This is a genomic window from Leucobacter musarum subsp. musarum (genome assembly GCF_001273845.1).
GTDB lineage: Bacteria > Actinomycetota > Actinomycetes > Actinomycetales > Microbacteriaceae > Leucobacter > Leucobacter musarum.
The window spans coordinates 161,913-187,610 of record NZ_JHBW01000087.1 but is presented as its reverse complement, the minus strand read 5'-3'; the positions used below and the strand labels follow the sequence as shown (position 1 = coordinate 187,610).

General features: G+C 66.3%; 28 protein-coding genes. 18 read left to right on the top strand and 10 right to left on the bottom strand.

The window, feature by feature from the left end; translation table 11 throughout:
* The first annotated feature begins 59 nt into the window (after positions 1-59).
* The gene (locus CH42_RS09880) at positions 60-992 is read left to right on the top strand and encodes a heme o synthase (protein WP_053353027.1); all 933 of its coding nucleotides are present in this window, start codon (positions 60-62) and stop codon (positions 990-992) included.
* 344 nt (positions 993-1,336) lie between these two features.
* On the opposite strand, the gene CH42_RS09875 is transcribed toward CH42_RS09880, so the two are convergent.
* Positions 1,337-2,266 carry a COX15/CtaA family protein gene (locus CH42_RS09875; protein WP_239684009.1) on the bottom strand — a complete coding sequence of 310 codons (930 nt, stop codon included), beginning with the start codon at positions 2,264-2,266 and terminating at the stop codon, positions 1,337-1,339.
* A 283-nt stretch (positions 2,267-2,549) separates the two neighbouring features.
* Between CH42_RS09875 and sufB the strand changes: the two genes are divergently transcribed.
* The 10 genes from sufB (at position 2,550) to CH42_RS09825 (ending at position 12,994) form a co-directional block, all read left to right on the top strand.
* The gene (gene sufB / locus CH42_RS09870) at positions 2,550-3,968 is read left to right on the top strand and encodes a Fe-S cluster assembly protein SufB (protein WP_053353551.1); all 1,419 of its coding nucleotides are present in this window, start codon (positions 2,550-2,552) and stop codon (positions 3,966-3,968) included.
* A complete protein-coding gene (gene sufD, locus CH42_RS09865; RefSeq protein WP_053353026.1) occupies positions 3,968-5,155 on the top strand; it encodes a Fe-S cluster assembly protein SufD in 1,188 nt (395 codons plus the stop codon). Before sufB ends, sufD begins: the two co-directional genes overlap by 1 nt.
* The gene (locus CH42_RS09860) at positions 5,155-5,487 is read left to right on the top strand and encodes a non-heme iron oxygenase ferredoxin subunit (RefSeq protein WP_053353025.1); all 333 of its coding nucleotides are present in this window, start codon (positions 5,155-5,157) and stop codon (positions 5,485-5,487) included. The genes sufD and CH42_RS09860 overlap by 1 nt, the downstream gene beginning before the upstream one ends.
* Positions 5,484-6,242, top strand: coding sequence for a Fe-S cluster assembly ATPase SufC (gene sufC / locus CH42_RS09855; RefSeq protein WP_053353024.1), 759 nt, complete (start codon positions 5,484-5,486; stop codon positions 6,240-6,242). Before CH42_RS09860 ends, sufC begins: the two co-directional genes overlap by 4 nt.
* 16 nt (positions 6,243-6,258) lie before the next feature.
* A complete protein-coding gene (locus CH42_RS09850; RefSeq protein ID WP_053353023.1) occupies positions 6,259-6,609 on the top strand; it encodes a metal-sulfur cluster assembly factor in 351 nt (116 codons plus the stop codon).
* Positions 6,610-6,642: 33 nt separating this feature from the next.
* Positions 6,643-8,208, top strand: coding sequence for a glucose-6-phosphate dehydrogenase (gene zwf, locus CH42_RS09845; protein WP_053353550.1), 1,566 nt, complete (start codon positions 6,643-6,645; stop codon positions 8,206-8,208).
* Positions 8,205-9,134: a glucose-6-phosphate dehydrogenase assembly protein OpcA gene (locus CH42_RS09840; RefSeq protein ID WP_053353022.1), complete on the top strand. Its 930-nt coding sequence runs from the start codon at positions 8,205-8,207 to the stop codon at positions 9,132-9,134. The genes zwf and CH42_RS09840 overlap by 4 nt, the downstream gene beginning before the upstream one ends.
* 22 nt (positions 9,135-9,156) lie before the next feature.
* Positions 9,157-10,593, top strand: a complete 1,437-nt coding sequence (gene gndA / locus CH42_RS09835) for an NADP-dependent phosphogluconate dehydrogenase (RefSeq protein WP_053353549.1) — start codon at positions 9,157-9,159, stop codon at positions 10,591-10,593.
* A gap of 12 nt (positions 10,594-10,605) precedes the next feature.
* Entirely contained in the window at positions 10,606-11,322 is a 717-nt protein-coding gene (gene pgl, locus CH42_RS09830) for a 6-phosphogluconolactonase (RefSeq protein WP_053353021.1), read from the top strand.
* A 73-nt stretch (positions 11,323-11,395) separates the two neighbouring features.
* Positions 11,396-12,994 carry an ABC-F family ATP-binding cassette domain-containing protein gene (locus tag CH42_RS09825; protein WP_053353020.1) on the top strand — a complete coding sequence of 533 codons (1,599 nt, stop codon included), beginning with the start codon at positions 11,396-11,398 and terminating at the stop codon, positions 12,992-12,994.
* A gap of 42 nt (positions 12,995-13,036) precedes the next feature.
* Here the strand turns inward: CH42_RS09825 and CH42_RS09820 are convergent, their stop codons facing one another.
* From CH42_RS09820 to CH42_RS09805, 4 genes are read right to left on the bottom strand one after another with little or no spacing between them, the layout of a single operon-like run.
* The gene (locus CH42_RS09820; protein ID WP_053353019.1) at positions 13,037-13,960 is read right to left on the bottom strand and encodes a cutinase family protein; all 924 of its coding nucleotides are present in this window, start codon (positions 13,958-13,960) and stop codon (positions 13,037-13,039) included.
* Positions 13,953-14,858 carry an SURF1 family cytochrome oxidase biogenesis protein gene (locus CH42_RS09815; protein ID WP_053353018.1) on the bottom strand — a complete coding sequence of 302 codons (906 nt, stop codon included), beginning with the start codon at positions 14,856-14,858 and terminating at the stop codon, positions 13,953-13,955. Before CH42_RS09815 ends, CH42_RS09820 begins: the two co-directional genes overlap by 8 nt.
* Entirely contained in the window at positions 14,851-15,096 is a 246-nt protein-coding gene (locus tag CH42_RS09810; RefSeq protein WP_239684008.1) for a hypothetical protein, read from the bottom strand. Before CH42_RS09810 ends, CH42_RS09815 begins: the two co-directional genes overlap by 8 nt.
* Positions 15,093-15,488, bottom strand: coding sequence for a DUF3099 domain-containing protein (locus tag CH42_RS09805; protein WP_053353017.1), 396 nt, complete (start codon positions 15,486-15,488; stop codon positions 15,093-15,095). Before CH42_RS09805 ends, CH42_RS09810 begins: the two co-directional genes overlap by 4 nt.
* 127 nt (positions 15,489-15,615) lie before the next feature.
* On the opposite strand from CH42_RS09805, the gene fabG reads away from it, so the two are divergent.
* A complete protein-coding gene (gene fabG, locus CH42_RS09800) occupies positions 15,616-16,326 on the top strand; it encodes a 3-oxoacyl-ACP reductase FabG (protein ID WP_053353016.1) in 711 nt (236 codons plus the stop codon).
* A gap of 118 nt (positions 16,327-16,444) precedes the next feature.
* Entirely contained in the window at positions 16,445-17,254 is an 810-nt protein-coding gene (locus CH42_RS09795) for an isocitrate lyase/PEP mutase family protein (RefSeq protein WP_053353015.1), read from the top strand.
* Between the two features lie 4 nt (positions 17,255-17,258).
* Here CH42_RS09795 and serB read toward each other — a convergent pair whose 3' ends face one another.
* Positions 17,259-17,909, bottom strand: coding sequence for a phosphoserine phosphatase SerB (gene serB / locus CH42_RS09790; protein ID WP_053353014.1), 651 nt, complete (start codon positions 17,907-17,909; stop codon positions 17,259-17,261).
* Positions 17,910-17,933: 24 nt separating this feature from the next.
* Here serB and CH42_RS09785 point away from each other — a divergent pair, with 24 nt between their 5' ends.
* Together CH42_RS09785 and CH42_RS09780 are read left to right on the top strand one after the other, a co-directional pair.
* Entirely contained in the window at positions 17,934-18,731 is a 798-nt protein-coding gene (locus CH42_RS09785) for an ABC transporter ATP-binding protein (protein WP_053353013.1), read from the top strand.
* Between the two features lie 130 nt (positions 18,732-18,861).
* A complete protein-coding gene (locus tag CH42_RS09780) occupies positions 18,862-19,110 on the top strand; it encodes a type B 50S ribosomal protein L31 (protein WP_053353012.1) in 249 nt (82 codons plus the stop codon).
* A gap of 91 nt (positions 19,111-19,201) precedes the next feature.
* Here the strand turns inward: CH42_RS09780 and CH42_RS09775 are convergent, their stop codons facing one another.
* Positions 19,202-19,900, bottom strand: coding sequence for an exonuclease domain-containing protein (locus CH42_RS09775; RefSeq protein ID WP_053353011.1), 699 nt, complete (start codon positions 19,898-19,900; stop codon positions 19,202-19,204).
* 149 nt (positions 19,901-20,049) lie between these two features.
* On the opposite strand from CH42_RS09775, the gene CH42_RS09770 reads away from it, so the two are divergent.
* From CH42_RS09770 to CH42_RS09760, 3 genes are read left to right on the top strand one after another with little or no spacing between them, the layout of a single operon-like run.
* Complete coding sequence (locus tag CH42_RS09770) at positions 20,050-20,940, top strand: alpha/beta fold hydrolase (RefSeq protein WP_053353547.1); 891 nt, start codon at positions 20,050-20,052, stop codon at positions 20,938-20,940.
* Positions 20,937-21,782 (top strand): TrmH family RNA methyltransferase, encoded by an 846-nt coding sequence (locus CH42_RS09765; protein ID WP_053353010.1) that lies wholly within the window; start codon positions 20,937-20,939, stop codon positions 21,780-21,782. Before CH42_RS09770 ends, CH42_RS09765 begins: the two co-directional genes overlap by 4 nt.
* Entirely contained in the window at positions 21,779-22,573 is a 795-nt protein-coding gene (locus CH42_RS09760) for a phosphoesterase (RefSeq protein ID WP_053353009.1), read from the top strand. The genes CH42_RS09765 and CH42_RS09760 overlap by 4 nt, the downstream gene beginning before the upstream one ends.
* A gap of 20 nt (positions 22,574-22,593) precedes the next feature.
* On the opposite strand, the gene CH42_RS09755 is transcribed toward CH42_RS09760, so the two are convergent.
* From CH42_RS09755 to chrA, 3 genes are all read right to left on the bottom strand, one after another.
* On the bottom strand, positions 22,594-23,103 hold the full coding sequence (locus CH42_RS09755) for an FCD domain-containing protein (protein WP_053353008.1): 510 nt from the start codon (positions 23,101-23,103) through the stop codon (positions 22,594-22,596).
* Between the two features lie 809 nt (positions 23,104-23,912).
* Complete coding sequence (locus tag CH42_RS09750; RefSeq protein ID WP_053353007.1) at positions 23,913-24,413, bottom strand: hypothetical protein; 501 nt, start codon at positions 24,411-24,413, stop codon at positions 23,913-23,915.
* 52 nt (positions 24,414-24,465) lie between these two features.
* The gene (chrA, locus tag CH42_RS09745; RefSeq protein ID WP_075205330.1) at positions 24,466-25,683 is read right to left on the bottom strand and encodes a chromate efflux transporter; all 1,218 of its coding nucleotides are present in this window, start codon (positions 25,681-25,683) and stop codon (positions 24,466-24,468) included.
* Positions 25,684-25,698 lie beyond the last annotated feature (15 nt).

Genomic DNA, 25,698 nt, shown 5'->3' with positions numbered 1-25,698 from the left:
CGCGCAGCCTTGCCGCACCTCGCACAATCTTATCGAACGGCGAGGTACCATAGGAGGTGATGTCCACGCAGATCCCAGCCCAGACTCAGGCCCGCGCTACCGCCGGGCGACCCTCGTTCGGCCGCACGGTCAAGAACTATGTCGCCCTGACGAAGCCTCGGGTCATGGAACTGTTGCTCGTCGTCACGGTGCCGGCAATGATCCTCGCTCAGGGCGGTCTGCCGAACCTCTGGCTGGTGCTCGCAACGCTCATCGGCGGGGCGATGAGCGCCGGGTCTGCTGGCGCGTTCAACTGCTACATCGACCGCGACATGGATCGCAAGATGAAGCGCACCGAGAACCGTCCGCTCGTCACCGGCGAGATTTCGGATCGCAACGCGCTCATCTTCTCCTGGGTCATGGGCGCACTCTCCGTCGTATGGCTCGCCGCCACCACGAACTGGCTCGCCGCGGCGCTCTCAGCCGGCGCGATCTTCTTCTACGTGGTCATCTACACGATCGTGCTGAAGCGCCACAGCGAGCAGAACATCGTCTGGGGCGGGATCGCCGGGTGCTTCCCCGTGCTCATTGGCTGGGCTGCCGTCAACAACTCGCTCGACTGGCCCGCATGGGTGCTGTTCCTCGTGATCTTCCTCTGGACGCCAGCCCACTACTGGCCGCTCTCGATGAAGTACCGCAACGACTACGCGAACGCTGGCGTGCCGATGCTCGGCGTGGTCCGTGGGCGGGTCACGGTCGGCCTGCAGGTGATTCTCTACACGTGGGCGACGGTCGCTGCGAGCCTGCTCCTCATTCCCGTAGCCGATATGGGATGGACCTACACCGTCGCATCGCTCGTCTTCGGCGGCTACTTCATTTACCAGGCCCACCGCCTGTACGCGCATGCGATCCGCGGCGAGGCGGGGAAGCCGATGCAGGTCTTCCACACGGCCAACATCTACCTCTCGGTGCTCTCGCTGGTCATCGCCATCGACGCGCTGCTGCCGTTCTAAGGAACGCCCACGCGCGCCTGCGTGCGCACGGTCTGGACGGTGACCTCGGAGCCACGAGCTGGGGTGAGTGGTTTCTTTCGCGCACCTCCGGCGGAGTGAGCAATGTTCGTCAGTATCTGCACGCAGAATGGCAGAATTCGCTCACTCGCGGGCGTGTCGTACCGCAGGCTCGCGACGGGTGGACGCGTCGCGCACCCGCGGTTCAACCACGGCTGCGCGACGGTGCACGCTTCAGCCAGGTCACCGCGTTGTCACGACGTACGCAATCATCGACGTCGACGCCGCCTGGCGCACTGAGAGCAATGCGGAGTTCTTGCGCGATAGATGCGAGGGAGAGCCCCGCGCTACTCTGACGCGACCGGACGCTTGAGGCGCAGCACGACGACGGTCATCGTCGCCGCCGTCAGCGCCGCGAGCACCATGTGCACGCCGACCGCGAGCTCTGGCAGGCCATGGCGCGCCTGGTAGACCCCGACGGAGATCTGCACGATCAGTGCGGCGAGCAACACGACCGTCCACTTCAACGGGCGGAGTCGCCGGGCGGCCGCCCACACGAGCACGGCCACCGTCAGTGCGAAAGCGGCGTATCCGGGCAAGGAATGGATATGGCTCATGAGCGTCGCATCGACGCCGTCACGCTGAATGGTCGCGTCGCCCGAATGCGGGCCCGAGCCCGTGGTGAGCACCCCGAACAGCACCGTGATCGCCATGAAGAGCGTCGTGACGTGGGTGAGGATCGCGAATCCCTTCGGCACCGCCCGTTCGCGTGCGGTGCCCGGTTCGTACATTCGCGCCAGGAATGCCGCGGTGATACAGACGAGCGCGAGCGAGATGACGTAGTGAATGCCCACGAGGTTGGCGTTGAGGTGGAGCCAGACGATGACACCGCCGATGAGCGCCTGCAGCAGCACCAACCCGAACACGACGATCGAGATGACGAACAAGTCGCGACGTGCGGTTCGGATGCGCCACGCGAGGATCACGACCAGGATCGCACTGATCAGCAGCGGGCCCGAGATCGTACGATTGCCGAACTCGATCAAGGAGTGGTAGCTGAGTTCTTCGGTCGGCACGAGGGAACCGGGCGAGCAGAGCGGCCAGTTCGGGCAGCCCAAGCCGGATCCGGTGAGGCGCACCGCGCCGCCGGTACCGATGATGACCGTGTTCAACACGAACGAGATCCAGGCGACGACGCGCAGGAACCGCGACGGGGTGCCGATCCCGGAGCGCGGGGCTCTGGGGGCGGACGTGCTGGCGATGGGCGCGCTGGACAACGAGTCTCCTCTCGGGCGCTTCCCCTGAGTTTGCGAAGCCCTGAGCGGACATCCCACCGAAACTATCGGAACCCTGTAGAATGGGAAGCTGTGGTTGCGAACGATACGTCGGGCGTTCGATGCTCCGCATCGGATCGCTCCGGCCCCGTCCGAGGCCCAGAATACTGCACCGCTGCAGGGAACCCGATGTGTGCGTGAGCTCGCCGAGCTCACACGCCGTCAGGCCGGATCCCTCCGGCTCGACACCGGGTTTCCGTGCGAGACGAAGAATGAGGGAGGGATCATGCCTGAGGTACTGATCGACCGACCCGAGCTCGAAGGCTTGGGCCAGTACGAGTTCGGCTGGCACGACAGCGACGAGGCCGGCGCGATCGCCAAGCGCGGCCTGAGTGAGCAGGTCGTGCGCGAGATCTCGGCACTGAAGAACGAGCCCGAATGGATGCTGAAGCGTCGGCTCAAGGCATTGCAGATCTTCGATCGCAAGCCGATGCCGGCATGGGGCGCCGATCTCTCTGAGATCGACTTTGACAACATCAAGTACTTCGTGCGCTCCACGGAGAAGCAGGCGACCACTTGGGAAGACCTGCCCGAGGAAATCAAGGAGACGTACGAGCGTCTCGGTATCCCCGAGGCGGAACGCCAGCGCCTCGTCGCCGGTGTCGCAGCTCAGTACGAGTCCGAGGTCGTCTACCACCAGATCCGCGAAGATCTGGAAGAGCAGGGCGTCATCTTCCTCGACACCGATACCGCACTCAAAGAGCACCCGGAGATCTTCGAGCAGTACTTCGGCACGGTCATCCCGTCGGGCGACAACAAGTTCGCCGCACTCAACACCGCCGTGTGGTCGGGCGGCTCCTTCGTGTACGTTCCGAAGGGCGTGCACGTCGAGATCCCGCTCCAGGCCTACTTCCGCATCAACACGGAGAACATGGGTCAGTTCGAGCGCACGCTCATCATTGCTGACGAAGACAGCTACGTTCACTACATCGAGGGCTGCACGGCTCCGATCTATCAGTCGGACTCGCTGCACTCTGCCGTCGTCGAGATCATCGTGAAGAAGAACGCTCGCGTGCGCTACACGACGATCCAGAACTGGTCCACCAACGTGTACAACCTCGTGACGAAGCGTGCAATCGCTGAAGAGGGCGCCACCATGGAGTGGGTCGATGGCAACATCGGCTCGAAGGTGACGATGAAGTACCCGTCCATCTACCTCACTGGTGAGCACGCCAAGGGCGAGACGCTCTCTGTTGCGTTCGCCGGCCCGGGGCAGCACCAGGACACGGGCGCGAAGATGATTCACCTCGCTCCGAACACCAAGTCGTCGATTCTCGCGAAGTCCATCGCCCGCGGTGGCGGCCGCACGGGCTACCGCGGTGAGGTCCGCATCGAGGCGAACGCACGCCACTCCGCCAACTCGGTGGTGTGCGACGCGCTGCTCGTCGACACGATCTCGCGCAGCGACACCTACCCGGCGATCGACATTCGCACCGACGACGCTGAGCTCGGCCATGAGGCCACTGTTTCCCGCGTCAGCGAGGAGCAGCTGTTCTACCTCATGAGCCGCGGCCTCGCCGAAGAAGAGGGCATGGCAATGATCGTGCGCGGCTTCATCGAGCCGATCGCACGTGAGCTGCCCATGGAATACGCGCTCGAACTGAACAAGCTCATTGAGATGGGCATGGAAGGATCCGTCGGATAATGACCGAAGCTGTCGCTACGAAAGAAACGGCTCAGCACGGCCTGACCGAGCATTCCGACGGAGACTGGGCCAACCGCGTGCCCGTGCAGACCCGATCGGATCGCCCGAAATCGACGAATGTCGCAGATTTCGCCGCGGTCACCGGCCGCGAAGCGGTCTGGAAGTACACCCCGGTCGCGAAGCTCGACGCCGTGTTGCACGGTGAGCTCGACGGTGCGCGCGTGCCGGTATCGGTGACGGAGATCGCCGGAGTCAGTTCCGAGTGGATTCCTCGCGATGACGCACGCGTCGGCCGCGCCGGGATTCCCGAGGAGCGCGGTGCCGCCGCGGCCTGGTCTGCATTCGGTGAAGCTCACCTCGTGACGATCTCGTCGGAGGAGCAGGTCACCGCGATCATCACGCGTGACGCACTCGATGCCGCACCGCGCGCTGCGCACACCGTCATTGAAGCGGCTCCGCACTCTCAGGGCCTGGTCATCATCGAGAACTCGGGCGACGCGCAGCTCTCCGAGAACGTCGAGATCGTCGTCGGCGACGGCGCCAAGCTGACCGTGGTGAGTGTGCAGCAGTGGAACGATGAGGCGATCCACCTGGCGAGCCACTACGCCACGGTGGGCCGCGATGCCTCGATCACGCACATCGTCGTCTCATTGGGCGGTGGCATCGTTCGCCTGAACCCCTCGATTCACCTCGACCACGAGGGCGCGAACGGCGAAGCGCTCGGCGCGTACTTCGCCGATGCAGGTCAGCACCTTGAGCACCAGGTCTACCTCGATCACGATGCACCCCACACGCGCAGCCGCGTCACCTACAAGGGTGCGCTGCAGGGCGAGGGGGCGCACACGGTCTGGATTGGTGACGTGCTCATCCGCAACAACGCCACCGGCACCGACAGCTACGAGCAGAACCGCAACCTCGTGCTCACCGAGGGCACGCGCGCGGATTCGATCCCGAACCTGGAGATCGAGACCGGCGACATCGAGGGCGCCGGTCACGCGAGTGCCACCGGTCGTTTCGATGACGAGCACATCTTCTATCTCCAGAGCCGAGGCATCTCGGCTGAAGAGGCGCGGAAGCTCGTGGTCCGCGGCTTCCTTATCGAGGTCATCGCCCAGATCGGTGATGCCGCGACCGAGGAGCGCCTGCAGGCGGCGGTCGAGGCCGAACTCGCCGGCTCCGTCCGCTGATGCCGAGGCAGAAGGTGCTCGCCGTGAGCGATCTGGTGCAGGATCAGGCGACCCGCGTGGTGGTCGACGATGTACCGATCGCGATCGTGCTCGACGGCAACGGCGAGATCCACGCGATCGGCGACACCTGCAGCCACGGTCAGATCAGTCTGGCGGAGGGTTTCGTCGAGGGCGACACCCTCGAATGCTGGGCCCACGGGTCGGCATTCTCCCTCCGCACGGGCGTTCCGCAGAACCTTCCGGCGTATGAGCCGGTTCCCGTTTACGCCGTCGAGATCGCAGACGGCGACGTGTACATCGACCCCAACGTTACGAAAGAGATTGAACAATGAGCTCCGTTCTGGAAATCAAGGACCTGCACGTCAGCGTCGAGACCGAGCAGGGTGCGAAGCAGATCCTCAAGGGGGTCGACCTCACCATCAAGCAGGGTGAGACCCACGCCATCATGGGCCCGAACGGCTCGGGCAAGTCGACGCTGGCGTACGCCATCGCCGGCCACCCGCGCTACGAGGTCACCGGCGGGTCGATCCTGCTCGACGGCGAAGAGGTGCTCGAAATGGGCGTCGATGAGCGCGCTCAGGCGGGCATGTTCCTCGCGATGCAGTACCCGGTGGAGATTCCGGGCGTGACGAACGCCAACTTCCTCCGCACGGCGAAGACTGCCATCGACGGTGAAGCGCCCGCAATCCGCACCTGGATGAAGGACGTCAAGGAAGCCATGGGCAACCTGCGCATGGACGAGTCGTTCGCCGCGCGCAACGTCAACGAGGGTTTCTCGGGCGGCGAGAAGAAGCGCAACGAGATCCTGCAGCTCGAACTGCTCAAGCCGAAGTTCGCGGTGCTCGATGAGACCGACTCCGGCCTCGACGTCGACGCGCTGAAGATCGTCTCCGAAGGAGTGAACCGCGCCAAGGAGAACACCGGCCTCGGTGTCCTTCTGATTACGCACTACACCCGCATCCTCCGCTACATCAAGCCCGACTTCGTGCACGTGTTCGTCAACGGCCGTGTTGCCGAGCAGGGCGGCCCCGAGTTGGCCGATCGTCTCGAGAACGAGGGTTACGATCGCTTCCTCGAGTCGGCCTAGGGCGTAGGCTGGTCGTATGAGCGAGGAAACCACGACGGCACCGCAGTCGATCGACCCGGAGTTCCGCGAGCAGGCGCTTGACGCGTTGAAGAACGTGTCTGACCCCGAGCTCGGCGTGAACATCGTCGATCTCGGCCTGATCTACGATCTCGCCTTCGATGAGGAGCACGATGCGCTCGTCATCAGCATGACGCTCACCAGCGCGGGCTGCCCGCTCACCGACGTCATCGAGAACGATATCGCTGAAGCGCTCGACGGGCTCGTCACCGCGTTCCGCATCAACTGGGTGTGGATGCCGCCGTGGACGCCGGAGCGCATTACCGACGATGGGCGCGACATGATGCGCGCGCTCGGCTTCGCGATCTAACGCCGCGTGAACGACACGGCAGACGCCTTCGCGATGCCCGGCCCGGGTTGGGAATCTTCGGGTTCCACCCGGCCGGGCAATCCGCTGCGCTCAGCAGACGATCCGCGGCTCAGCCGCATTGCCGGCCCGAGCTCCCTCGTCATTTTCGGGGTGACCGGAGACCTGTCGCGCAAGAAGCTCATGCCCGCGGTCTACGACCTCGCGAACCGGGGGCTTCTGCCCCCCGGCTTCGCGCTGGTCGGCTTCGCCCGCCGCGATTGGAAAGATCGTGACTTCGCGGAGATCGTGCACGATGCGGTGCGCAAGTACGCGCGCACGCCGTTCCGCGAAGACACCTGGCAGCAGCTCGCCGAGGGCATTCGCTTCGTGCAGGGCCAGTTCGACGATCCCGAGGCGTACGATCGCCTGCGCGACACGGTCGAGACACTCGACCGCGAGCGCGGCACGATGGGCAATCACGCCTTCTACCTCTCGATTCCGCCGACGGCGTTCCCCGAGGTCGCGAAGCATCTCTCGAGTTCGGGGCTGGTCGATCGCACACCCGATGATCAGCGGTGGCGTCGTGTCATCATCGAGAAGCCTTTCGGTCATGACCTCGCCTCAGCGCGCGATCTGAATGATGTGCTCGAGTCGGCGTTCCCCGCCGACTCGATCTTCCGCATCGATCACTATCTGGGCAAGGAGACGGTCCAGAACATTCTCGCGCTGCGATTCGCGAACGCGATGTACGAGCCGATCTGGAACCGCAACTACGTCGACCACGTCCAGATCACCATGGCGGAAGACATCGGCGTGGGTGGCCGCGCGGGCTATTACGACGGCGTGGGCGCAGCGCGCGACGTGATCCAGAATCATCTGCTGCAATTGCTGGCGCTCACCGCGATGGAGCAACCCATCAGTCTCTCGGCGCAGCATCTGCGCGACGAGAAGGAGAAGGTGCTCGAAGCGGTCGTGCTGCCCGAAGATCTGGAGCACGCGACCGCCCGCGGCCAGTACGCGGCCGGATGGCAGGGCGGCGAGCTCGTGAACGGCTTCCTCGACGAGGAGGGCATGGCACCCGATTCGCGCACGGAGACGTTCGCCGCGATGAAGCTCGGAGTGCAGACGCGTCGCTGGACGGGCGTGCCCTTCTACCTCCGCACCGGCAAGCGTCTGGGGCGCCGCGTCACCGAGATCGCCGTCGTCTTCCGCAAGGAACCGGGCGAACTCTTCGGGCAATCGCAACGCCAGGAGCAGGGTTCGAATGCGCTCGTGATCCGGGTGCAGCCCGACGAGGGCATCACGATTCGGTTCGGCGCGAAGGTGCCGGGCAGTGGCACGCGCGTGCGCGACGTGACGATGGACTTCGGGTACGGCCACGCGTTCACCGAGGCGAGCCCCGAGGCCTATGAGCGTCTGATTCTCGACGTGTTGCTGGGTGACGCCCCGCTCTTCCCGCGGCAGCGCGAGGTGGAACTCTCATGGCGCATCCTCGATCCCATCGAGCGTCACTGGGCAGCGCAAGACGCGTCGCTCGAGCCCTACGTTCCCGGTTCCTGGGGCCCGGCATCCGCCGATGAGATGCTCGCCCGCGACGGTCGCACCTGGAGACGCCCATGATTGAGAGCCTGCCGAACACCACCGTCAGCGCCGTCACCCGCCGGCTCGTCTCGATGCGCCAGGAGAGCGGCGTCTCAGCGTTGGGCCACGTGCTCACGCTCGTCATCTCGGCGTCGGGCGAACTCGACGAGTCCGTCATCGAAGCGGCGAATCACGCCTCGAGCGAGCACCCCATGCGAGTCATCGTGCTGCAGGCGACTCCCGACGCCGAAGCACGTCTCGACGCGGAGATCCGTGTCGGGGCTGACGCGGGCGCGAGCGACGTCATCGTGCTCCGCGCGTTCGGCGATGTCGCGAGTGGGGTCGAGGGCCTGGTCACCGGCTTGCTGCTGCCCGACGCCCCGGTCGCGGTCTGGTGGCCCGATGAGGCTCCGGATCGCCCGGGCGCCGATCCGCTCGGTCGCATCGGGCAGCGCAGGATCACCGACGCGGCAGCACCGGACGGTTCAGGGTGGGACACCCGCATCGCGGGGTATTCCGCCGGCGACACCGACCTTGCATGGACGCGTTTGACCCGGTGGCGCGAGTATCTTGCTGCCGTGCTCGATCAGCCCCCGTTTGAACCGGTCACCGCGGTCGAAGTGGTCGGGTCGGAGGCGTCGCCCTCGACGGAGCTGCTCGCGGCCTGGCTGGAACTCGCACTCGATGTGCCCACGACCTGCACCCTCCTCGATCGTGCACTGCACGCCGAAGGGCTGCACTCGGTGAAGCTGGTGCGCGCGAGCGGCGAAGCGAAGCTCAAGCGGCTCTCGCCGACGCATGCGGCGCTCAGCCAGCCGGGCCAACCCACCCATCAGATCGTGCTGCCGTGGCGCACGCTGAGCGAGTGCCTTGCAGAAGAACTGCGCGGGCTCAATGAAGACGTGATGTACGGCCGTGTGCTCGAGCAACTCTCGCGCACGCGCGCTGCCGCATCCCAGCACTGAACACACTGACGAAGGAGCGAGCGTGACTGACAGCGCAGCGAACATCGGGGTCGTCGGCCTCGCCGTGATGGGTGCGAACCTCGCACGCAACCTCGCGAGCCGCGAGGGCAACACCGTCGCGGTGCTCAACCGCAGCCCGGAACGCACCCAGACGCTGATCTCGGAGCACCCCGAGGCCGGATTCGTGCCGGCATACGATTACGCGGAGTTTGCGGCATCGCTGTCGCGCCCCCGCACCGCGATCATCATGGTGCAGGCCGGTGCCGCGACCGACGCGACGATCGATGCTCTGGTCGAAGTGTTCGAGCCGGGCGACATCATCGTCGATGGCGGCAACGCGTTCTTCCCCGACACGATTCGTCGCGAGCGCACGGTGCGGGAGACCGGCATCAACTTCGTCGGTGCGGGGATCTCGGGTGGTGAAGAGGGCGCACTGAACGGTCCGAGCATCATGCCGGGCGGCTCTGACGAGGCGTGGCAGACGCTGGGGCCGATTCTGAAGTCGATCGCTGCGGTCGCTGAGGGCGAACCGTGCGTCACGCACGTCGGCCACGATGGTGCGGGGCACTTCGTCAAGATGGTGCACAACGGTATCGAGTACGCCGATATGCAGCTCATCGCGGAAGCGTACGACCTGATCCGCCGCGGCACCGGCAAATCCCCGGCAGAGATCGCAGACATCTTCGCCGAGTGGAACCAGGGCGAGCTCGAGTCGTACCTGATCGAGATCACCGCCGAGGTGCTGCGTCAGATTGATGCCGCAACGGGGGAGCCGCTCGTCGACGTGATTCTCGACCAGGCCGGCGCGAAAGGCACGGGGGCGTGGACGGTGCAGACCGCGCTCGCGCTCGGGGTACCGGTGTCTGGAATCGCCGAGGCGACGTTTGCCCGGTCGCTGTCGTCGCACCCGGAGCAGCGCGCCGCCGCGTCGGCCCTGCCCGGGCCCGCCGCGGGCGTCGCGGTCGCCGATGAGGCCGCCTTCATCGAAGACGTGCGACAGGCGCTCTACGCCTCGAAGATCGTTGCGTATTCGCAGGGATTCGACGAGATTCGCGCGGGTGCTGCGGAGCACAACTGGACGATTGACCTCGGAGCCATTTCGCGGATCTGGCGCGCCGGGTGCATCATTCGCGCGCAGTTCTTGAATCGCATCGCCGATGCGTATCAGGCCGAGGCCGACCTGCCGCTCCTGATGAGCGCGCCCTACTTCGCCGAGGCACTGACGCGCGGGCAGGAGGCGTGGCGCCGGGTCGTCGTGCACGCAACGCAGACCGGGATTCCGGCCCCCGCGTTCTCGTCGTCGCTGGCGTACTACGACGGGCTGCGCGCGGAACGGCTGCCTGCGGCGCTCATCCAGGGGCAGCGCGACTTCTTCGGCGCGCACACCTACCGCCGCACCGATCGCGACGGCAGCTTCCACACGCTGTGGTCGGGCGACCGCACCGAGATCACCGCGTAGTTCGGCTGCATCATGCGCATCGAGTCACGCACTGACCTGGCGAGCCTCGCAGCCGATGCTGCCTCCGCCGCCATCGAATTACTCGCCGACCGCCAGGCGCAGGGGGACATTCCCTGCATCGTGCTCACCGGTGGCACCGGGGGTGCACGGGTGCTCGAAGCGATCGGCGCACACGCGGAGCGCGATCGCGTGGAGTGGTCGCGAGTGCGCGTGCTGTGGGGCGACGAACGGTGGGTGCCAGCGGGGCACGAGGATCGCAATGACTTGCTCGCCGACCGCGCGCTGTTGCAGCACGTCGAGACGGACCCGGCGCTCGTGCACCGGGTGGCGGGCGCTGACGCGGGTCTGACGCTCGACGACGCCGCAACCGCCTACGCCGAGATCGTCGCGCGTATCGACCGCATCGACCTCGCACTCAACGGTGTGGGGGAAGACGGGCACGTCGCGTCGCTCTTCCCCGGTCGCCCGGAGATCGATGCGGTCGCCGCCGACACACCCAGCGCACTGGCGATCCGGAACTCGCCGAAGCCGCCTCCTGAGCGCGTCACGCTTTCACTCCCCGCGCTCAATCGCGCGGAGCACATATGGCTCATCGCTGCCGGCGCGGGCAAAGCCGATGCCATTTCACAGGTGGTGACTGCGGCTGAGCCCGCGCTGCCCGCCGCTCGGCTCGTCGGGCGCACCGACACCGTGCTCTGGGCCGACGAGGTCGCCCTCGCTGGGGTGTGATCTCAGCACCGTCCACTAGACTGTTGCGGTTGCCGTGCAGACGCACGGACGGTGTATCTGGGAGCCCCACAGCATGATTTCGGTCGAAGACCTCGCCATCGACGTCGGTGCACGACGCCTCATGTCGGAGGTGACCTTCCGCGTGAATCCCGGCGATAAGATCGGGCTCGTGGGGCGCAACGGTGCCGGCAAGACGACGCTGACGCGCACGCTCTCGGGGGAGCTGCAGCCTGCCGAAGGCAAGATTACGGTGACCGGAGAGCTCGGCTTCTTGCCGCAGGATCCGCGCACCGGCGACCCCGAGCAGATCGCCCGCCATCGCATTCTCGATGCGCGCGGGCTCGGCACGCTGCAGCAGAACATTGCGAAGGCGACCGAAGACATGGGCTCAGACGATCCCGCCGTCGCCGAAAAGGCGATGAAGCGCTTCGGCAACCTCACCGACCGCTTCCAGGCTCTCGGCGGCTACGCCGCAGAATCTGAGGCCGCCTCGATCTCGAACAACCTGGGTTTGCCGGATCGCATCCTCGATCAGCCACTGAAGACACTGTCGGGCGGTCAGCGTCGTCGCATCGAGCTGGCGCGCATTCTGTTCTCGGATGCCGACACGATGATTCTTGACGAACCGACCAACCACCTCGACGCCGACTCGATCGTCTGGCTGCGGGAGTTCCTCAAGAACTCGAAGGCCGGGGTCATCGTCATCAGCCACGACATCGATCTCGTCGGCGAAACCGTGAACCGCGTGTTCTATCTCGACGCGAACCGCCAGGTCATCGATATCTACAACATGAACTGGAAGCTGTATCTGCGTCAGCGCGCCGCCGATGAGGAGCGCCGCCGCAAGGAGCGCACCAATATCGAGAAGAAGGCGTCGGTACTGAAGGATCAGGCGGCGCGCTTCGGCGCGAAGGCGTCGAAGGCCGCCGCCGCGCACCAGATGGTCGCGCGAGCCGACAAGATGCTCGCGAGCCTGGAAGACGAGCGCCAAGTCGAACGCGTCGCAAAGCTCCGTTTCCCGGACCCGGCGCCCTGCGGTAAGACCCCGCTCATGGCCGAGGGGCTGTCGAAGTCGTACGGGTCGCTCGAGATTTTTGCGGGTGTCGACCTCGCCATCGATCGCGGGTCGAAGGTGGTCGTGCTGGGGTTGAACGGCGCCGGCAAGACGACGCTGCTCCGCATGCTCGCGGGCGTCGACGAGCCCGATACGGGAGAACTCATCGCCGGTCACGGCCTGAAAGTCGGGTATTACGCGCAGGAGCACGAGACGCTCGATGTCAAGGCGAGCGTGCTCCACAACATGGTCTCGGTGTCGCAGCACCTCACCGAGACCGAAGCGCGACGCGTACTCGGCTCATTCCTGTTCACGGGCGACGACGTCCACAAGCCCGCCGGCGTGCTGTCAGGCGGTGAGAAGACGCGCCTCGCGCTCGCTATGCTCGTCGTCTCGAGCGCGAATGTGCTGCTGCTCGACGAGCCCACGAACAACCTCGACCCGGCCAGCCGCGAAGAAGTACTCGATGCGCTCGCGCACTTCTCCGGAGCAGTGGTGCTCGTGTCGCACGACCCGGGGGCTGTCGAGGCGCTCAACCCGGAGCGCGTGCTCATCATGCCCGAGGCCACCGAAGATCACTGGTCGAAGGAGTACCTGGAGCTCATCGAACTCGCCTGAGCGGACGCCGCGTTCCCACGCGCCTCGGATGGCGCGCGGGCTTCAGCCGTCGCTGTCAGACGGTGTCGGAGTCGGCGTGACGTTCGACGACGGGGGAGTCCGTGACGTCTTGTCGTCGTTCGCGGACTTTTCCGCGGCGTCGATCCGAGCCAGCACGAATTCGGCACCCTCGGACGGCATGCCGTTCGAGTAATACGCGATATGCGGCTTCTCGTCGAAGTCGAGGCTGCTCTGGCAGATGAAGTCGCCGGCGACGCAGTAGTCGCGTATTCGGTCGGCGACCGCGTCGAGCGCGTCTTCGGGCCTGGGAAGGAGCCCGTTGAGCGACGCATCGAAGCTTCCGACGTTGTATTCAGCCGCTCCATCGAAGCGCGGATCACCGAACAGCACGACCGCGAGCACGCGTTCCATCGCACCCTCATCGACGGTGCCGACGGTCTCGCCGACCATCCGGTCTTCGGGGGCCGAGAGGGCGTCACCGATCACGAGTGCGCCCTGCGAATATCCGAGCAGCACGAATCGCTGATCCGGGCAGGCTTCCGACTGCACATTCAGAATGTCGACCAGGGTCCGCGCCCCGATCGTGCCGCCCTCTTTGACATCGCTGTCCGCCGGGTAGTCGACGTCAAGTACGCGCACATCGCCTGCGTGCGCCTTCGAGATCTTTCGCGTCATGCCGGTCACGAGCTGCCCGGAACTGGGTTCGCCTGTTCCGCGCGCCGTGATCAGCAGATAGGGCTCGCACGATCCGGCATCCACGACGGGATCCGGGTGCGACTCGGCACTGTACGCATCAGCGGCCTCGGGCGGCGCCGGATCTTGGGTGACGTCTGAGAGCGACTCGCGCGCCTCGACGGGATCGACCGGTGCCGCGCAGGCGGAGAGCAGCAGGGCGCTGCCGAGCACGATCACCAGGGCGGAGATCGCCGTCAGTCGCGAGCCCCGAGGCTGGAACGCATCACCCATCGAGCAGCGCGTCCTCAATGTCGGCGTCACTCGGGCCGCGACGCCGTTTGCGTTCAGCCTCTCGCCGATCCTGCGCCGCCACTTCATCGCTGCCGGCATTAAAGGTGCGATACTCCCGACGGGCCGCATAGACCACGCCGATCGCGGCGATGATGATGAAGATGTACCACTGCACCGCGTACGACAGATGGGGCCCCTCGTCACGCTCGGGTTTTGCAGGGAGCACGCCGTGATCAGCCGTCGGCGACTCAGCGACGAGCATGCCGTACGCCCCCGTATACGACTCGGTCGGTGCGCCAGCGAGGGTCGCGAGTTCCGGCAACTCGATACTGGCCACGGCGCGACCAGCGGTCGTGCGGTTCGCAATCGCGGGCTCCGAAGCACGCAGGCGCACCTCGACGGTTACGCGCCCAGACGGGGGAGTGGGAAGGTCGGCATCATCCACATGCTCCGCGGCGGCACCATCGACGGGCACCCATCCGCGGTCCACGAAGAACAGCAGCCCGTCGTCGGTGCGCAGCGGCTGGATCAGATCGGACCCGACCCCCTGTGGCCCGGGACGGTTGCGCGCAAGATACCGATCGCCGACGTACTCGCCCGTCACGGTGACCGTGCGCCACTTCTGGCGATCCTCATCGAACTGCGCGGGATCGGGCAGCTCTTCCGCGAGAGCTACCGGTACCGCGTCATAGTTGTTGTCGATCCGATCGATCTCCGCTCGCGCTTCAGCGCGACGAGCGAACTGCCAGTTGCCGAGCAGCACGCACGCGATTGAGAAGATCAGGAGCATCGCGACATAGCCCGCCCACCGACCGGACCGCAAGAAGCTCCACCCCACGTGCGTCGGGACGCTCTCCGGCCCCGCCGCATCGTCGACGGACGTGCGCAGATCAGTCATCGAGTTCTTCCACCGTTCGTACGTCGAGCGGGAAGCCGCGAGCTTCCAGGAAATCGTGCAGCACCTGACGGTGCTCCGTGCACGCCAGCCAGGTCTTGCGGCGTTCGGGCGTGTGAATCTTCGGATTGCGCCAGAGGATCGCAAATGCCGCGGCATCCCGACAGCCCGCCCGCGAGCACATGAATCGATGCTCCGGCGTGCCCCCGAGAGTCAGCGTCGGGGTGACCACGCCGCTCACGAGGCCTCCTCGGCAGCGCTCGAACCGGTGTCGGCCCCAGCTCCGGTCGCAGGTGTGCTCCGGCGTTCGGGATCGACATCGATCACGATGACCTCTGACGCCGCGCTCGGCGCTGCGGCCGGCCCCGGCTCCGTTGCAGTGAGTTCCAGCGGGTCGGGCGCATCGGGGGTCTGCTCACCGCCGTGGGCTACTGCGTTGCCCACGAGCACCGCGAACCACGGGAGGATGATCGCACCGGCAGCAGCGAGGAGCACCCACCACCCGCGCACCCAGAAGAGGGACACCACGCAGAGCACGCGCAGACTCATGGCGATGAAGTACATACGCATACGGTGCGCGCGATCTTCGACCGGGTTCACCCCGGCCGACGTCACGTCATAACTCTTCGCCATGCGCCCCTTCTCCGTACCCGTCTAGCCTACGCCGTCCGGCTGGATCCAAGCCCGACAACGCGCATGCGCGTCTGCCGAGTTGCGCGTCGGTAGGCTGGTGCGCAATTGTCCGTACGGAAGGAACCCCATGACCACTTCGCGCACTGTCCTCGTCACCGGCGGGAACCGCGGCATCGGATACGCCATCGCCGAGCGCATGATCGCCGAGGGACACCGCGTCGCGATTACGTCGCGTTCAGGTGAGGGCCCGGAGGGCTCGATCACCGTGCGTGCGGAGATGACCGATGCCGCATCGATCGATGCCGCATTCACCGAGATCGAGGCGCAGCTCGGGCCCGTTGAAGTCGTGGTGGCGAATGCCGGGATCACCAAGGACACGCTGCTGCTGCGCATGACCGAGGAGGAGTTCACGAGCGTCATCGATACGAACCTCACCGGCACCTTCCGAGTCGTCAAGCGCGCCGCGAAGGGCCTGCTGAAGGGTCGTTTCGGTCGTGTCATCCTGATCTCGAGCGTCGTTGGTCTCTACGGAAGCCCGGGCCAGATCAACTACTCCTCGTCGAAAGCCGCCCTCGTCGGCTTCGCTCGCTCGCTCACCCGGGAGCTCGGATCGCGCGGCATCACGGCGAACGTCATTGCCCCGGGGTTCATCGAGACCGATATGACGGCTGCGCTTCCCGAAGCACAGCAGCAGCAGTACCTCGCCTCGATTCCCGCTGCACGCTTCGGCCAGGTGGCGGAGATCGCGGGTGCCGCGGCCTTCCTCGCCGGCGACGACGGCGGCTACATTTCGGGCGCGGTCATCCCGGTTGACGGCGGTCTCGGCATGGGCCACTGATCCTCCTCAGCGTTCTCTGCATAAACGCCGTCGCCTGTTCGCGGAGAGCGAGCGGTCGACGGCGTTCTGTGCGTCTACCCCCTTTCGCGGTGTTCGATGCGCGCACTAGCCTGAGCGCATGAGCACTCCAGAGCAGCCCCGTACCGCCACTCGCGTCGCCGTCGACGCCCAAACCCTCGCCGAACTCTACGCCGCGCCCGAGGTACTGCGCGTCGTGAACGTCTGGGACGCCGCGAGCGCCCGCGTTGTCGCAGACCTGCCGGGCACCCGCGCAATTGCGACCGCGGGGCACGGCATCGCTGCGAGCCATGGCTATGCAGACGGCGAACAGATTCCGCTCGACTCCATGATCGCCGCAATCGCCCGAATCGCCGCGGTGACCGATCTGCCGGTCACGGCCGACCTCGACGGTGGGTTCGCCGACGCGGGGGAGACGGTGCGACGCGCGATCGGGGCCGGTGCCTCGGGGGCCAACATCGAAGACCGGCTGCGCCCACTCGACGAATCGGTCGCGATCATGCGCGCGGCGGTGCAGGCCGGTGAGCGCGAGGAAGTCTCGTTCGTGCTCAATGCCCGCACAGACGCGCTGGTGCGTGGGGGCGACCGGCCACGCGCCGAATCGATCGCCGACGCGATCGAGCGCGGCCGGGCCTATCTCGACGCCGGCGCGACCGCGATCTTCGTGCCGGGCGTGCTCGACGCCGACGACACCCGCGCACTGGTGGAGGGCATCGGGGAGCGCAAGGTGAGCGTGATCGGGTTGCCCGGGGCACTGACCGCCGCAGAGTATGAGGCGCTCGGCGTCGCACGGGTCTCGTACGGCCCGATGCCGCAGAATGTGGCGCTGACGGCGCTCAAGCACCTCGGTGTTTCGCTGCTCGACAACGGGGTGATCCCGAGCGATACCGAGGTACTCAACAACCTCTAGGCGGTCAGGAGAGCCGGTCGAGCAACGGGATCGCGAGCGACAGGTCGTCATCGATCGACACGTCGGCGCGCTCGCGGACGACCGGCTTTCCGTTGAACGCCACCCCGATCGCCGCGATCGCCATCATGTCGAGGTCGTTCGCACCGTCTCCGATGGCGATCGTCGCGCTCAGCGGAATATTCTCTGCCTGCGCCCACTCACGCAGGGCGGCAGCCTTCGCCGCTGCGTCGATGATCGGCCCGACCGTGCGGCCGGTGAGCACGCCGTCCACGACCTCCAGCCGGTTCGCTCGCCAGGCGTCGAGCCGCAGGTCACGCGCGAGTGGGTCGAGCACCTCATGGAAGCCTCCGGAGACCACGCCGACGCGGCCGCCCCGATCGTGCACCGCAGTGATCAACTCCGTGATGCCCGGGGTCGGCCGAACGCGTCGGTAGGCGTCGTCGAAGACCGTCTCAGGCGTACCGGCGAGCGTCGCCACGCGTGCCGCCAGGCTCTCGGCGAAGTCGAGTTCTCCGCGCATCGCGCGTTCGGTCACTTCGGCGACCTCGGCGCGGCTGCCCGCTGCATCTGCGAGCAGCTCGATCACCTCGTCCTGGATCGTGGTGGAGTCGCAATCGAGCACGACCAGGGGGCGTGTGGCGCCGAGAGAAGTCATGCTTCCCAGGATAGGCTGAGGGCCATGGTCAATGTGCTCCGCCTCACCGATGTCAGCTTTGTGCGCGACCGCCGGCCGATCCTCGACGGGATCACCTGGTCGGTTGACGACTCCGAGCGGTGGGTGATCCTCGGCCCGAACGGAGCCGGCAAGACCTCGCTCATGAAGCTCGCCACCGCGAACGATTTTCCGACGAGCGGCAGCGTCGAGGTGCTCGACGAGAGACTCGGCAAGGTCGACGTCTTCGAACTGCGCAACCGCATCGGCTTCGTCTCGTCGGCGTCCGCCCGCCGCATCCCGGCCTCGGAACTCGTGCGCGATGTGGTGCTCACCGCGGCGTACTCGGTCGAGGGCCGCTGGAATGAGCAGTACGACAGCATCGACGTGCGCCAGGCCGATCGCATTCTCGCCGAGTGGGACCTCGCACAGTTCGCCGATCACGCATTCGGCACGCTCAGTGATGGCGAACGCAAGCGCGCACTGATCGCCCGCGCGGTCATGACCGACCCCGAGCTGCTGCTGCTCGACGAGCCGAGCGCCAGCCTCGATCTGGGCGCTCGCGAACGCCTGCTCCAGATGCTCTCCGGTTTCGCGGCGTCGCCGGCGTCACCGGCAATGATTATGGTTACGCATCACGTCGAGGAGGTGCCGCCGGGCTTCACGCACGTATTGCTGCTGCGCAACGGCACGATCCAAGCTGCGGGCCCCATCGCCGAGACGCTCACCGCTGACGCACTCGAAGCCACGTTCGGGTTGCCGTTCGACCTGTCAGTGCACAACGGACGCTACTCGGCGATCGCGCGCCCCGCTCCGCAGGCGTAAGCACGCATGTGCGCACCGCCCAGAGAACGAGTCTGCTAAAGTAGAACGTTGGTGCGGTGAATCCGCCGATCCCAAGTCCTCAGAGCGTGCTGCTACACACTCACCCCCAGGCAAACACTAAGGAACTCCCATGAAGACCGAAATCCACCCCGAGTACAACGCGATCGTGTTCCGCGACCTCGCGTCGGGCGAGACCTTCCTCACCCGCTCCACGCTGACCAGCGAGAAGACCATCGAACTCGACGGCGAGACCTACCCCGTCATCGATGTTGAAATCTCGAGCGCATCGCACCCGTTCTACACGGGCAAGCAGCGCATCATGGACTCGGCCGGCCGCGTCGAGAAGTTCAACCAGCGCTTCAAGGGCTTCGGCGCCTAAATCGCAGTTCCGCACGAAGGGCGGGCGATCCGATCAGGATCGCCCGCCCTTCGTTGTACCCCCACGTTGCAGGCGGTGAGCACGGGAGCGCTCAGCGGAGCGGCCACCGCCCGTCGGCGACGAAGCTGGGGTCGCGCACGCGGCGCATGTAGTCCTGAAAACTGGCGGCCTGGGCAGCAGCCCATCCGATCTGAGCCTGGTGGAGTTCGTCGAGTTCGCCTGGAATCACGTCCGCGTACTTCGTCGCGATGTGCTGCAGCACACGGCCAGCAGCGATCGCATCATCACCGGCGTCGTGCGCATTGCCGATGACCACACCGTAGTGGCCGGCAACCGCCTCGAGGGTGCGCTTTCCCTTGCGGTACCGGTCGAACTGCTTATCGAGCACGAGTGGGTCGATCACGGGTGCGAGCTCGCGGGGGAGCGGCACACCGTGCCGTGCGGCTTCGGCGGAGAGCAGGGACAAATCGAAGGGTGCGTTGTACGCCACCACCGGAAAACCTCGCTCGATCATTTCGAGCAGCTGCTCGACGATCTGTCGCACGCCGACTGACGCCTCGATGCCGCTCGTGCGCGCGATTTCCGTGCTGATGCCGTGAACCTGCACCGCTGCCGCTGGAATCTCCACACCCGGGTCGAGCAACCAGTCGTAGCGCTCTTTGACGTCACCGCCATCGCCGAGCAGGGCGACCGTCGCGCTCACGATGCGGGCCTCGTTGGTGTCGATGCCGGTCGTCTCCGTATCAAAGACGGCAAGGTCGGTCGCCCAGAGCGGAAGCGTTGCGGTCACATCAGTCCTTTCGACGGCGAAAATTCGTCTCCATCGATGCTATCGAGTGCGGGGACGACGCGTGCCGCATCAGGAGGTTTGTCGGCGGCCACCGGTAGAATTTCCCTGTGATTTCCGACCCGACCGACTTCGCCGTTCCCACGCTCGGCATGCAGACGCGCGCGTGGCGATACGGTGCTGATGCCGGCGAGACCCTGGTGCTCGTGCACGGGTTCCGTGGTGATCATCACGGTCTCGCCGGCATTGCCGCCCGCATCGTCGAGCTGCGCCCCGAGCTGCGGGTCATCGTCCCCGACCTGCCCGGCTTTGGTGAGACTCCACCGGTTCCCGAACATGCGCACGACATCGAGCTCTACGGGGAATGGCTGTCGGCCTTTGTTACTGCCGTCGCGCCCGACGGTGCCGATGTGCTCGGCCATTCGTTCGGCACCCTAGTGGTCTCTGCCGCAGTCCGCGCTGGCCTCTCGCCGCGACGGCTGATCCTCATCAACCCGATTTCCGCGCCGGCACTCGAGGGGCCGCAGGCCGCACTCACCCAACTCGCGATCGGGTACTACCGCGCCGCCGATCTGCTGCCCGAGCGTGCGGCGCGGCAGCTGCTCGGCAATCCGCTGATCGTGCGCTTGATGAGTGAGGTGATGGCGAAAACCGGAGATCGCGACCTGCGCCAGTGGATCCACGGCCAGCACGCGCAGTACTTCAGTGCATTCGCGGATTCGACGACGCTGCTCCAAGCCTTCCGGGCCTCGGTCTCGCACACTGTCGCCGAGGCTGCAGCCGCGCTGACAATGCCGACACTGCTGATCGCCGGCGACCGCGACGACATCACGCCACTCGCCAAACAGCTGGAGTTGCGACGGCGTCTGCGCGACGCGAGGCTCCACATCGTGCCAGGCGTCGGGCATCTCGTGCACTACGAAGCCGTGGCCGACGCATCAGGTGCAATCGTCGATTTTCTCGCTCCGCTCATTCGTTCCACGGGTCGACCTGTCTCTGAGCTTCCAGCGACGCATCCCCACACGGGGGAGCGCACCGCGTGAAGTTGACACGAATCGACGATCTCACGGCGCCCGAGCTCGCGGACTATACGCAGCTCACCGACGTCGCACTGCGCCGCGTGCGCGAGCCCGAAGAGGGCCTCTACCTGGCGGAGTCGCCCAAGGTCATCGAGCGCGCCCTGCGCGCCGGCCACCGCCCGCGCTCGGTACTGCTGCTCGAGGAGTGGGTGCCGAAGGTCGAGCCACTGCTCGCGGCCTACCCCGATGTTCCGGTGTATGTGGGTGAGACCGATCAGCTCGCCGCACTCACCGGGTTCCACCTGCACCGCGGCGCCCTGGCGTCGATGCATCGCCCTGCTCCGCTCGACCCCGGCGAGCTGCTGCAGCAGGCGCGTCGCGTCGTGGTGCTCGAAGACCTCGCAGACCACACGAACGTCGGCGCGATCTTCCGATCCGTTGCCGCGCTCGGTGCGGATGCCGTACTCCTTACCCCGGCATGCGCCGACCCCCTGTACCGCCGGGCTGTCCGCGTCAGCATGGGTGCCGTGCTGCAGGTGCCGTGGGCCCGTCTGCCCGAGTGGCGCGAGGCTGGCCCGCTGATTCGCGACGCCGGGTTCGAGCTGACCGCCTTCGCGCTGCGAGACGACGCCGAAGATCTCGCCGACTACGCGGACGCACTCCCGGACCGGTTGGCCCTCATGTTCGGCACGGAAGGCGCAGGGCTCAGCAGGCGCGCATTGGCGGCGTCCACACGATCCGTGGTCATTCCGATGGAACACGGCGTCGATTCCCTGAACGTGTCGACTGCCGCCGCATTGGCGCTGTGGGCTGTGCGCACCGCTGATCAGCGAGCGGCCCCTCAAGAACTCGGCGCGACGCGGTGACCGGGATCCGGGTGAGCGGCCGCCGCAGAGCCGTCTGGTTCCTCATCTTCTGGTCTGCCGTCGGCATCGCCTCGTATGTGCTCGGCGTACGCAATGCGCTCGGGCAGCGCGCAGAAGACAGCGTGCTCGATGCGGCGCAATTCACCACCGACCCGCCGCCGCCACTGAATCTCGTCTCCATTCCAACCGTCGCGATTGCGCTGATCATTGTCGGCGTCATCGCGTGGATCTCGCACGGCTTCACTCGAGCGATCGCGGTGACCGTCATTCCTGCAGCCGCGATCGTCGCGTCACAGCTCCTGAAGCTCCGCCTCCTCACGCGACCCGAACTGTTCGAGCTTGATGCAGCGAACACCTTCCCGAGCGGCCATATGACGGTCTTCGCCGCACTCACGGCGGCCCTGGTCTGGGCCGTCCCTGCGGCCGCTCGGGGCTTCGTCGCGCTTCTCGGCACCGCTCTCGTTGCGGCAGTCGGTTGGCAGTTGCTCGCCTATGGCTGGCACCGCCCCAGCGACGTCTACGGCGGAATCGCGCTCGCCGTCATTGCATTCTCGCTCGCTGCCCTGGTGCGTCCTGCCGCATCTCGAGGTGCAGTGGTGCTCGGCGCAACGACATCGATCGGGCTCGCACTGGTCGGGTGGATCACGGTCGGGGGGGCGCTCCTCCTCGCTGCGATCGCGGCTGCAACGAGTAACCCCGCATTGATGCTGAGCGCAGGCGAGTTCGGGGGAGTCGCCGCTGCAGCCCTGGCCATGCGCTCGATGCTGCACTTGGCCGCCGGGCGCGTCTAGGCTCGTTCGCGGTCGCGCACTCAGTGGGCGTCTGACGGCACGTCTTCGGCGTCTCGCCAGGTCGCCGGCTCCCACGCCCGGTGTGCCAGGGGGAGTCGGTGCATGTCTTCGAATGCGAGCTCGGCCGCGATCGGATCGCCGGTGAGCAGTGCCGTGCGCATGCCTGACCATCCGTGCAACAGCAGTTGCCAGTTCGGTGTGCGCTCCTCGAGTTTGCGACCGTATCGGATCCGCATTTGGGCGAGGGTTGTCGCCGCGAGTTCCGAGAGCGTCGCATTCGGGCACCGCGTGATGAGCCAATCGTAGAATTCGAGCGCGACAGCGGTGTGCGCCGCAGCGTCTCGTTCCTCCGCGGCGATGCAGGCGCGCTCGATGATCTCGAGTACGTGGAGCTCACCGTCGACGTCGAGCTTCGGGGTCACGATACGCACGACGCCACCGAGCACGACGCCGAGTGTCTGAATAGCATCCTCCGCGTTGCGGCGGTCGTAATGGGTCGTGACCGCGCGTCGCGCGCGTTGTGCGGGCATGGAGCAGGTTCCTTCCGGTGGGGTGTCCACTCACATTCGGGTGGGTGTTGATTCAGGAAATGCAGCACTAAGGTGTCGCAGTGCGCACACCGCGAGTGCATCGTCACGCGCACCGAGAGCCACACGAAGAAGCCTCGCGCCATCGGTGGCCTGACGCGCCACGTAGGTCGACCAGCCGGGCAACAGACGTTCATCCGCGGCGAACCGCAGTAATTCTTCCGCGGCTCGGGCCAGGTCACTGCCGAACTGGCTGTGCGCAACGATCCGCATCGCGAGTCTCATGACATTGTGCGAAATTTCACTTGAGACGGCACCCGAGATTTCTCTGCAGAGCGCGAAACAATCACGCAGCAACTCGTCGACCGATACCTGAGGCCACGAGCCATCGTGTCATCCACGAGGTCAAGCGCGTCAGGTCGGCCGCGCAGCAGCACCGACATCCTTGCATCCATTCACTCACTTGTACTCTATATTTCAGATCCTAGTGCATCGGACGCACGTTGGCTACCGCAGCACACGGCGACTCGGAATACGAAACCCGGAAACTTGGCCGCTCACGACGCGCCGGCAGTCAGCACCTTCGAGACCAGCGAGCCGGTGACGCGCGTCTCGAATCGGGTGACCCGCAAGTACGGCTCCGGGCGCGACGGTCGCCAATCAATCGGCGGGATACGAACGCACCGGCCAGCGATCCGCCCGGCATGCAATTCGCACGATAATCTATATTATGTCAGCTTAAGTAAACAAAGCCTTCCCAGAGAGCTGCTCACGCCGCTCTGCACCCGCAGAGCGCACAGCGGACGACGAGCTCAGAGCAGATCGTCTGCAGCCTCCTCCAGCGGACCAGACCACCAGCACGAATCGTCGAGCGCCGCAGGGTCAGCCGCGCCCAGAGCAGCCCTGAGCGCCGCAAGACGCTGATCGTGTGATGCTGGCGCGACAACCGGCGGCGCGGGCACAATGGCGCCTGCTCGAAAGGCGGCAAGTTTCGCCGCAGCTTGTTCCGCCGTCATCATTGCGGGAGCCGTTGTCGGTGCACCGGAGTTCGCATACCTGCTAAACGCGGCGAGACAGACTTCCGCAGCGTCGCGATTGCGATTGAGGTGGTGCCACTCCCCGGTGCCGGCGTCAACGATGCGCATGGTCCGGTCGTCGATGACCTCAACGACCAGGTGTTCGCCGCCCCAGAGCGTACCGACGACGCGACCTTCCCAGGTCTCCTCGTGGTCGCCCCCGAACACTGCTGGGTACTCAGCGTCTCGGTTCAACCAGGTGAATCCGAGCACGGGTGAAAATGCATCGTCGACCATGGTGTCATCGTAGTCCGAGCATCATCGCTCCTCCCCTGGTGACCGCCCCGACTTACCCCAGCCACCCGAGCGCGCCGCTGAGCGCGCCGCCGAGCACCACACCCCAGGGCGGCACGCGCGCGTGCAGTGCAGCCACAGACGCGCCGGCCAAGATGACGGTCTGAAGACCGTCGACACCGTGCACGAGCACCGGATCGAACCACGCGGCCGCCAGCACTCCGACAACCGCCGCGTTGATACCGCCCAGCGCACCGCGCGCACGCGGCGAACGCAGCATCCGTGACCACACGGGTGCAACGGCGGTGACGAGGAGCATCCCGGGAAGGAAGATCGCGATGGTCGCAGCGCCCGCGAGCGCAATGCGCGCACCCCACGCGGCATCGGGTTCGAACACCATGCCCAGGTACGTCGCGAGGGTGAACATGGGCCCCGGCACCGCTTGCGCCGCGCCGTAGCCGAGGAGCAGGTGATCCTGAGCAATGCTCTGCCCCACGGCTGGTTCGCTGTACAGCATCGCGAGCACCACGTGCCCGCCGCCGAACACTGTGGCACCCGCCCGCGTGATCGCGTCGAGCAACTGCACCGTCGGGTCGCGCGTCAGCACGGCGAGCAGCGGGAGCGTTCCGAGCAACACGACCAGTGCGATCGCAGCACCCACCGCACGTCGAGGAGGCGCTGCGAGCGGCGACCCCGACACCGCTTCGGTCGCATCGGTGCTCCCCCGGAGCCAGACGAGGCCGGCGATGGCACCGATGACCACCGCGCCGAGGGATGCCCCAGGGCTCCCCCAGACGAGCACGAGCGTGCCGCACAGGATCGCGATGAGGGCGCGAGCCAGATCCGGCGCGAGCGCAACCGCCATGCCGCGCACGGCCAGCGCGATGACCGCGACCGCGACGGCGAGCACCCCGCGAATCGCCCCCTCACGCGCGCGTTCGAGACTCGGATCACTGAGGTCGCCCTCCGACGTCATCACCCCGAGGGCCAACGCCCCGAGCAGCAGTGCGGATGGCAATGTGAAGCCGACCCAGGCCGCGGCTCCGCCAGCGACGCCGGCGCGATACCGGCCGATCGCGAATCCCACCTGGCTCGAGGTGGGCCCGGGCAGCACCTGGCACAGAGCCACACACTCGGCGTACGCGGCATCGGTGACCCAACCGCGACGCACCACGAACTCCGTGCGGAAGTACCCGAGATGCGCGATGGGCCCGCCGAATGAGGTGCACCCGAGGCGCAGACACACGATGAACACCTCCCAGACCGCGCGCACGAGCCGATCCTAAGG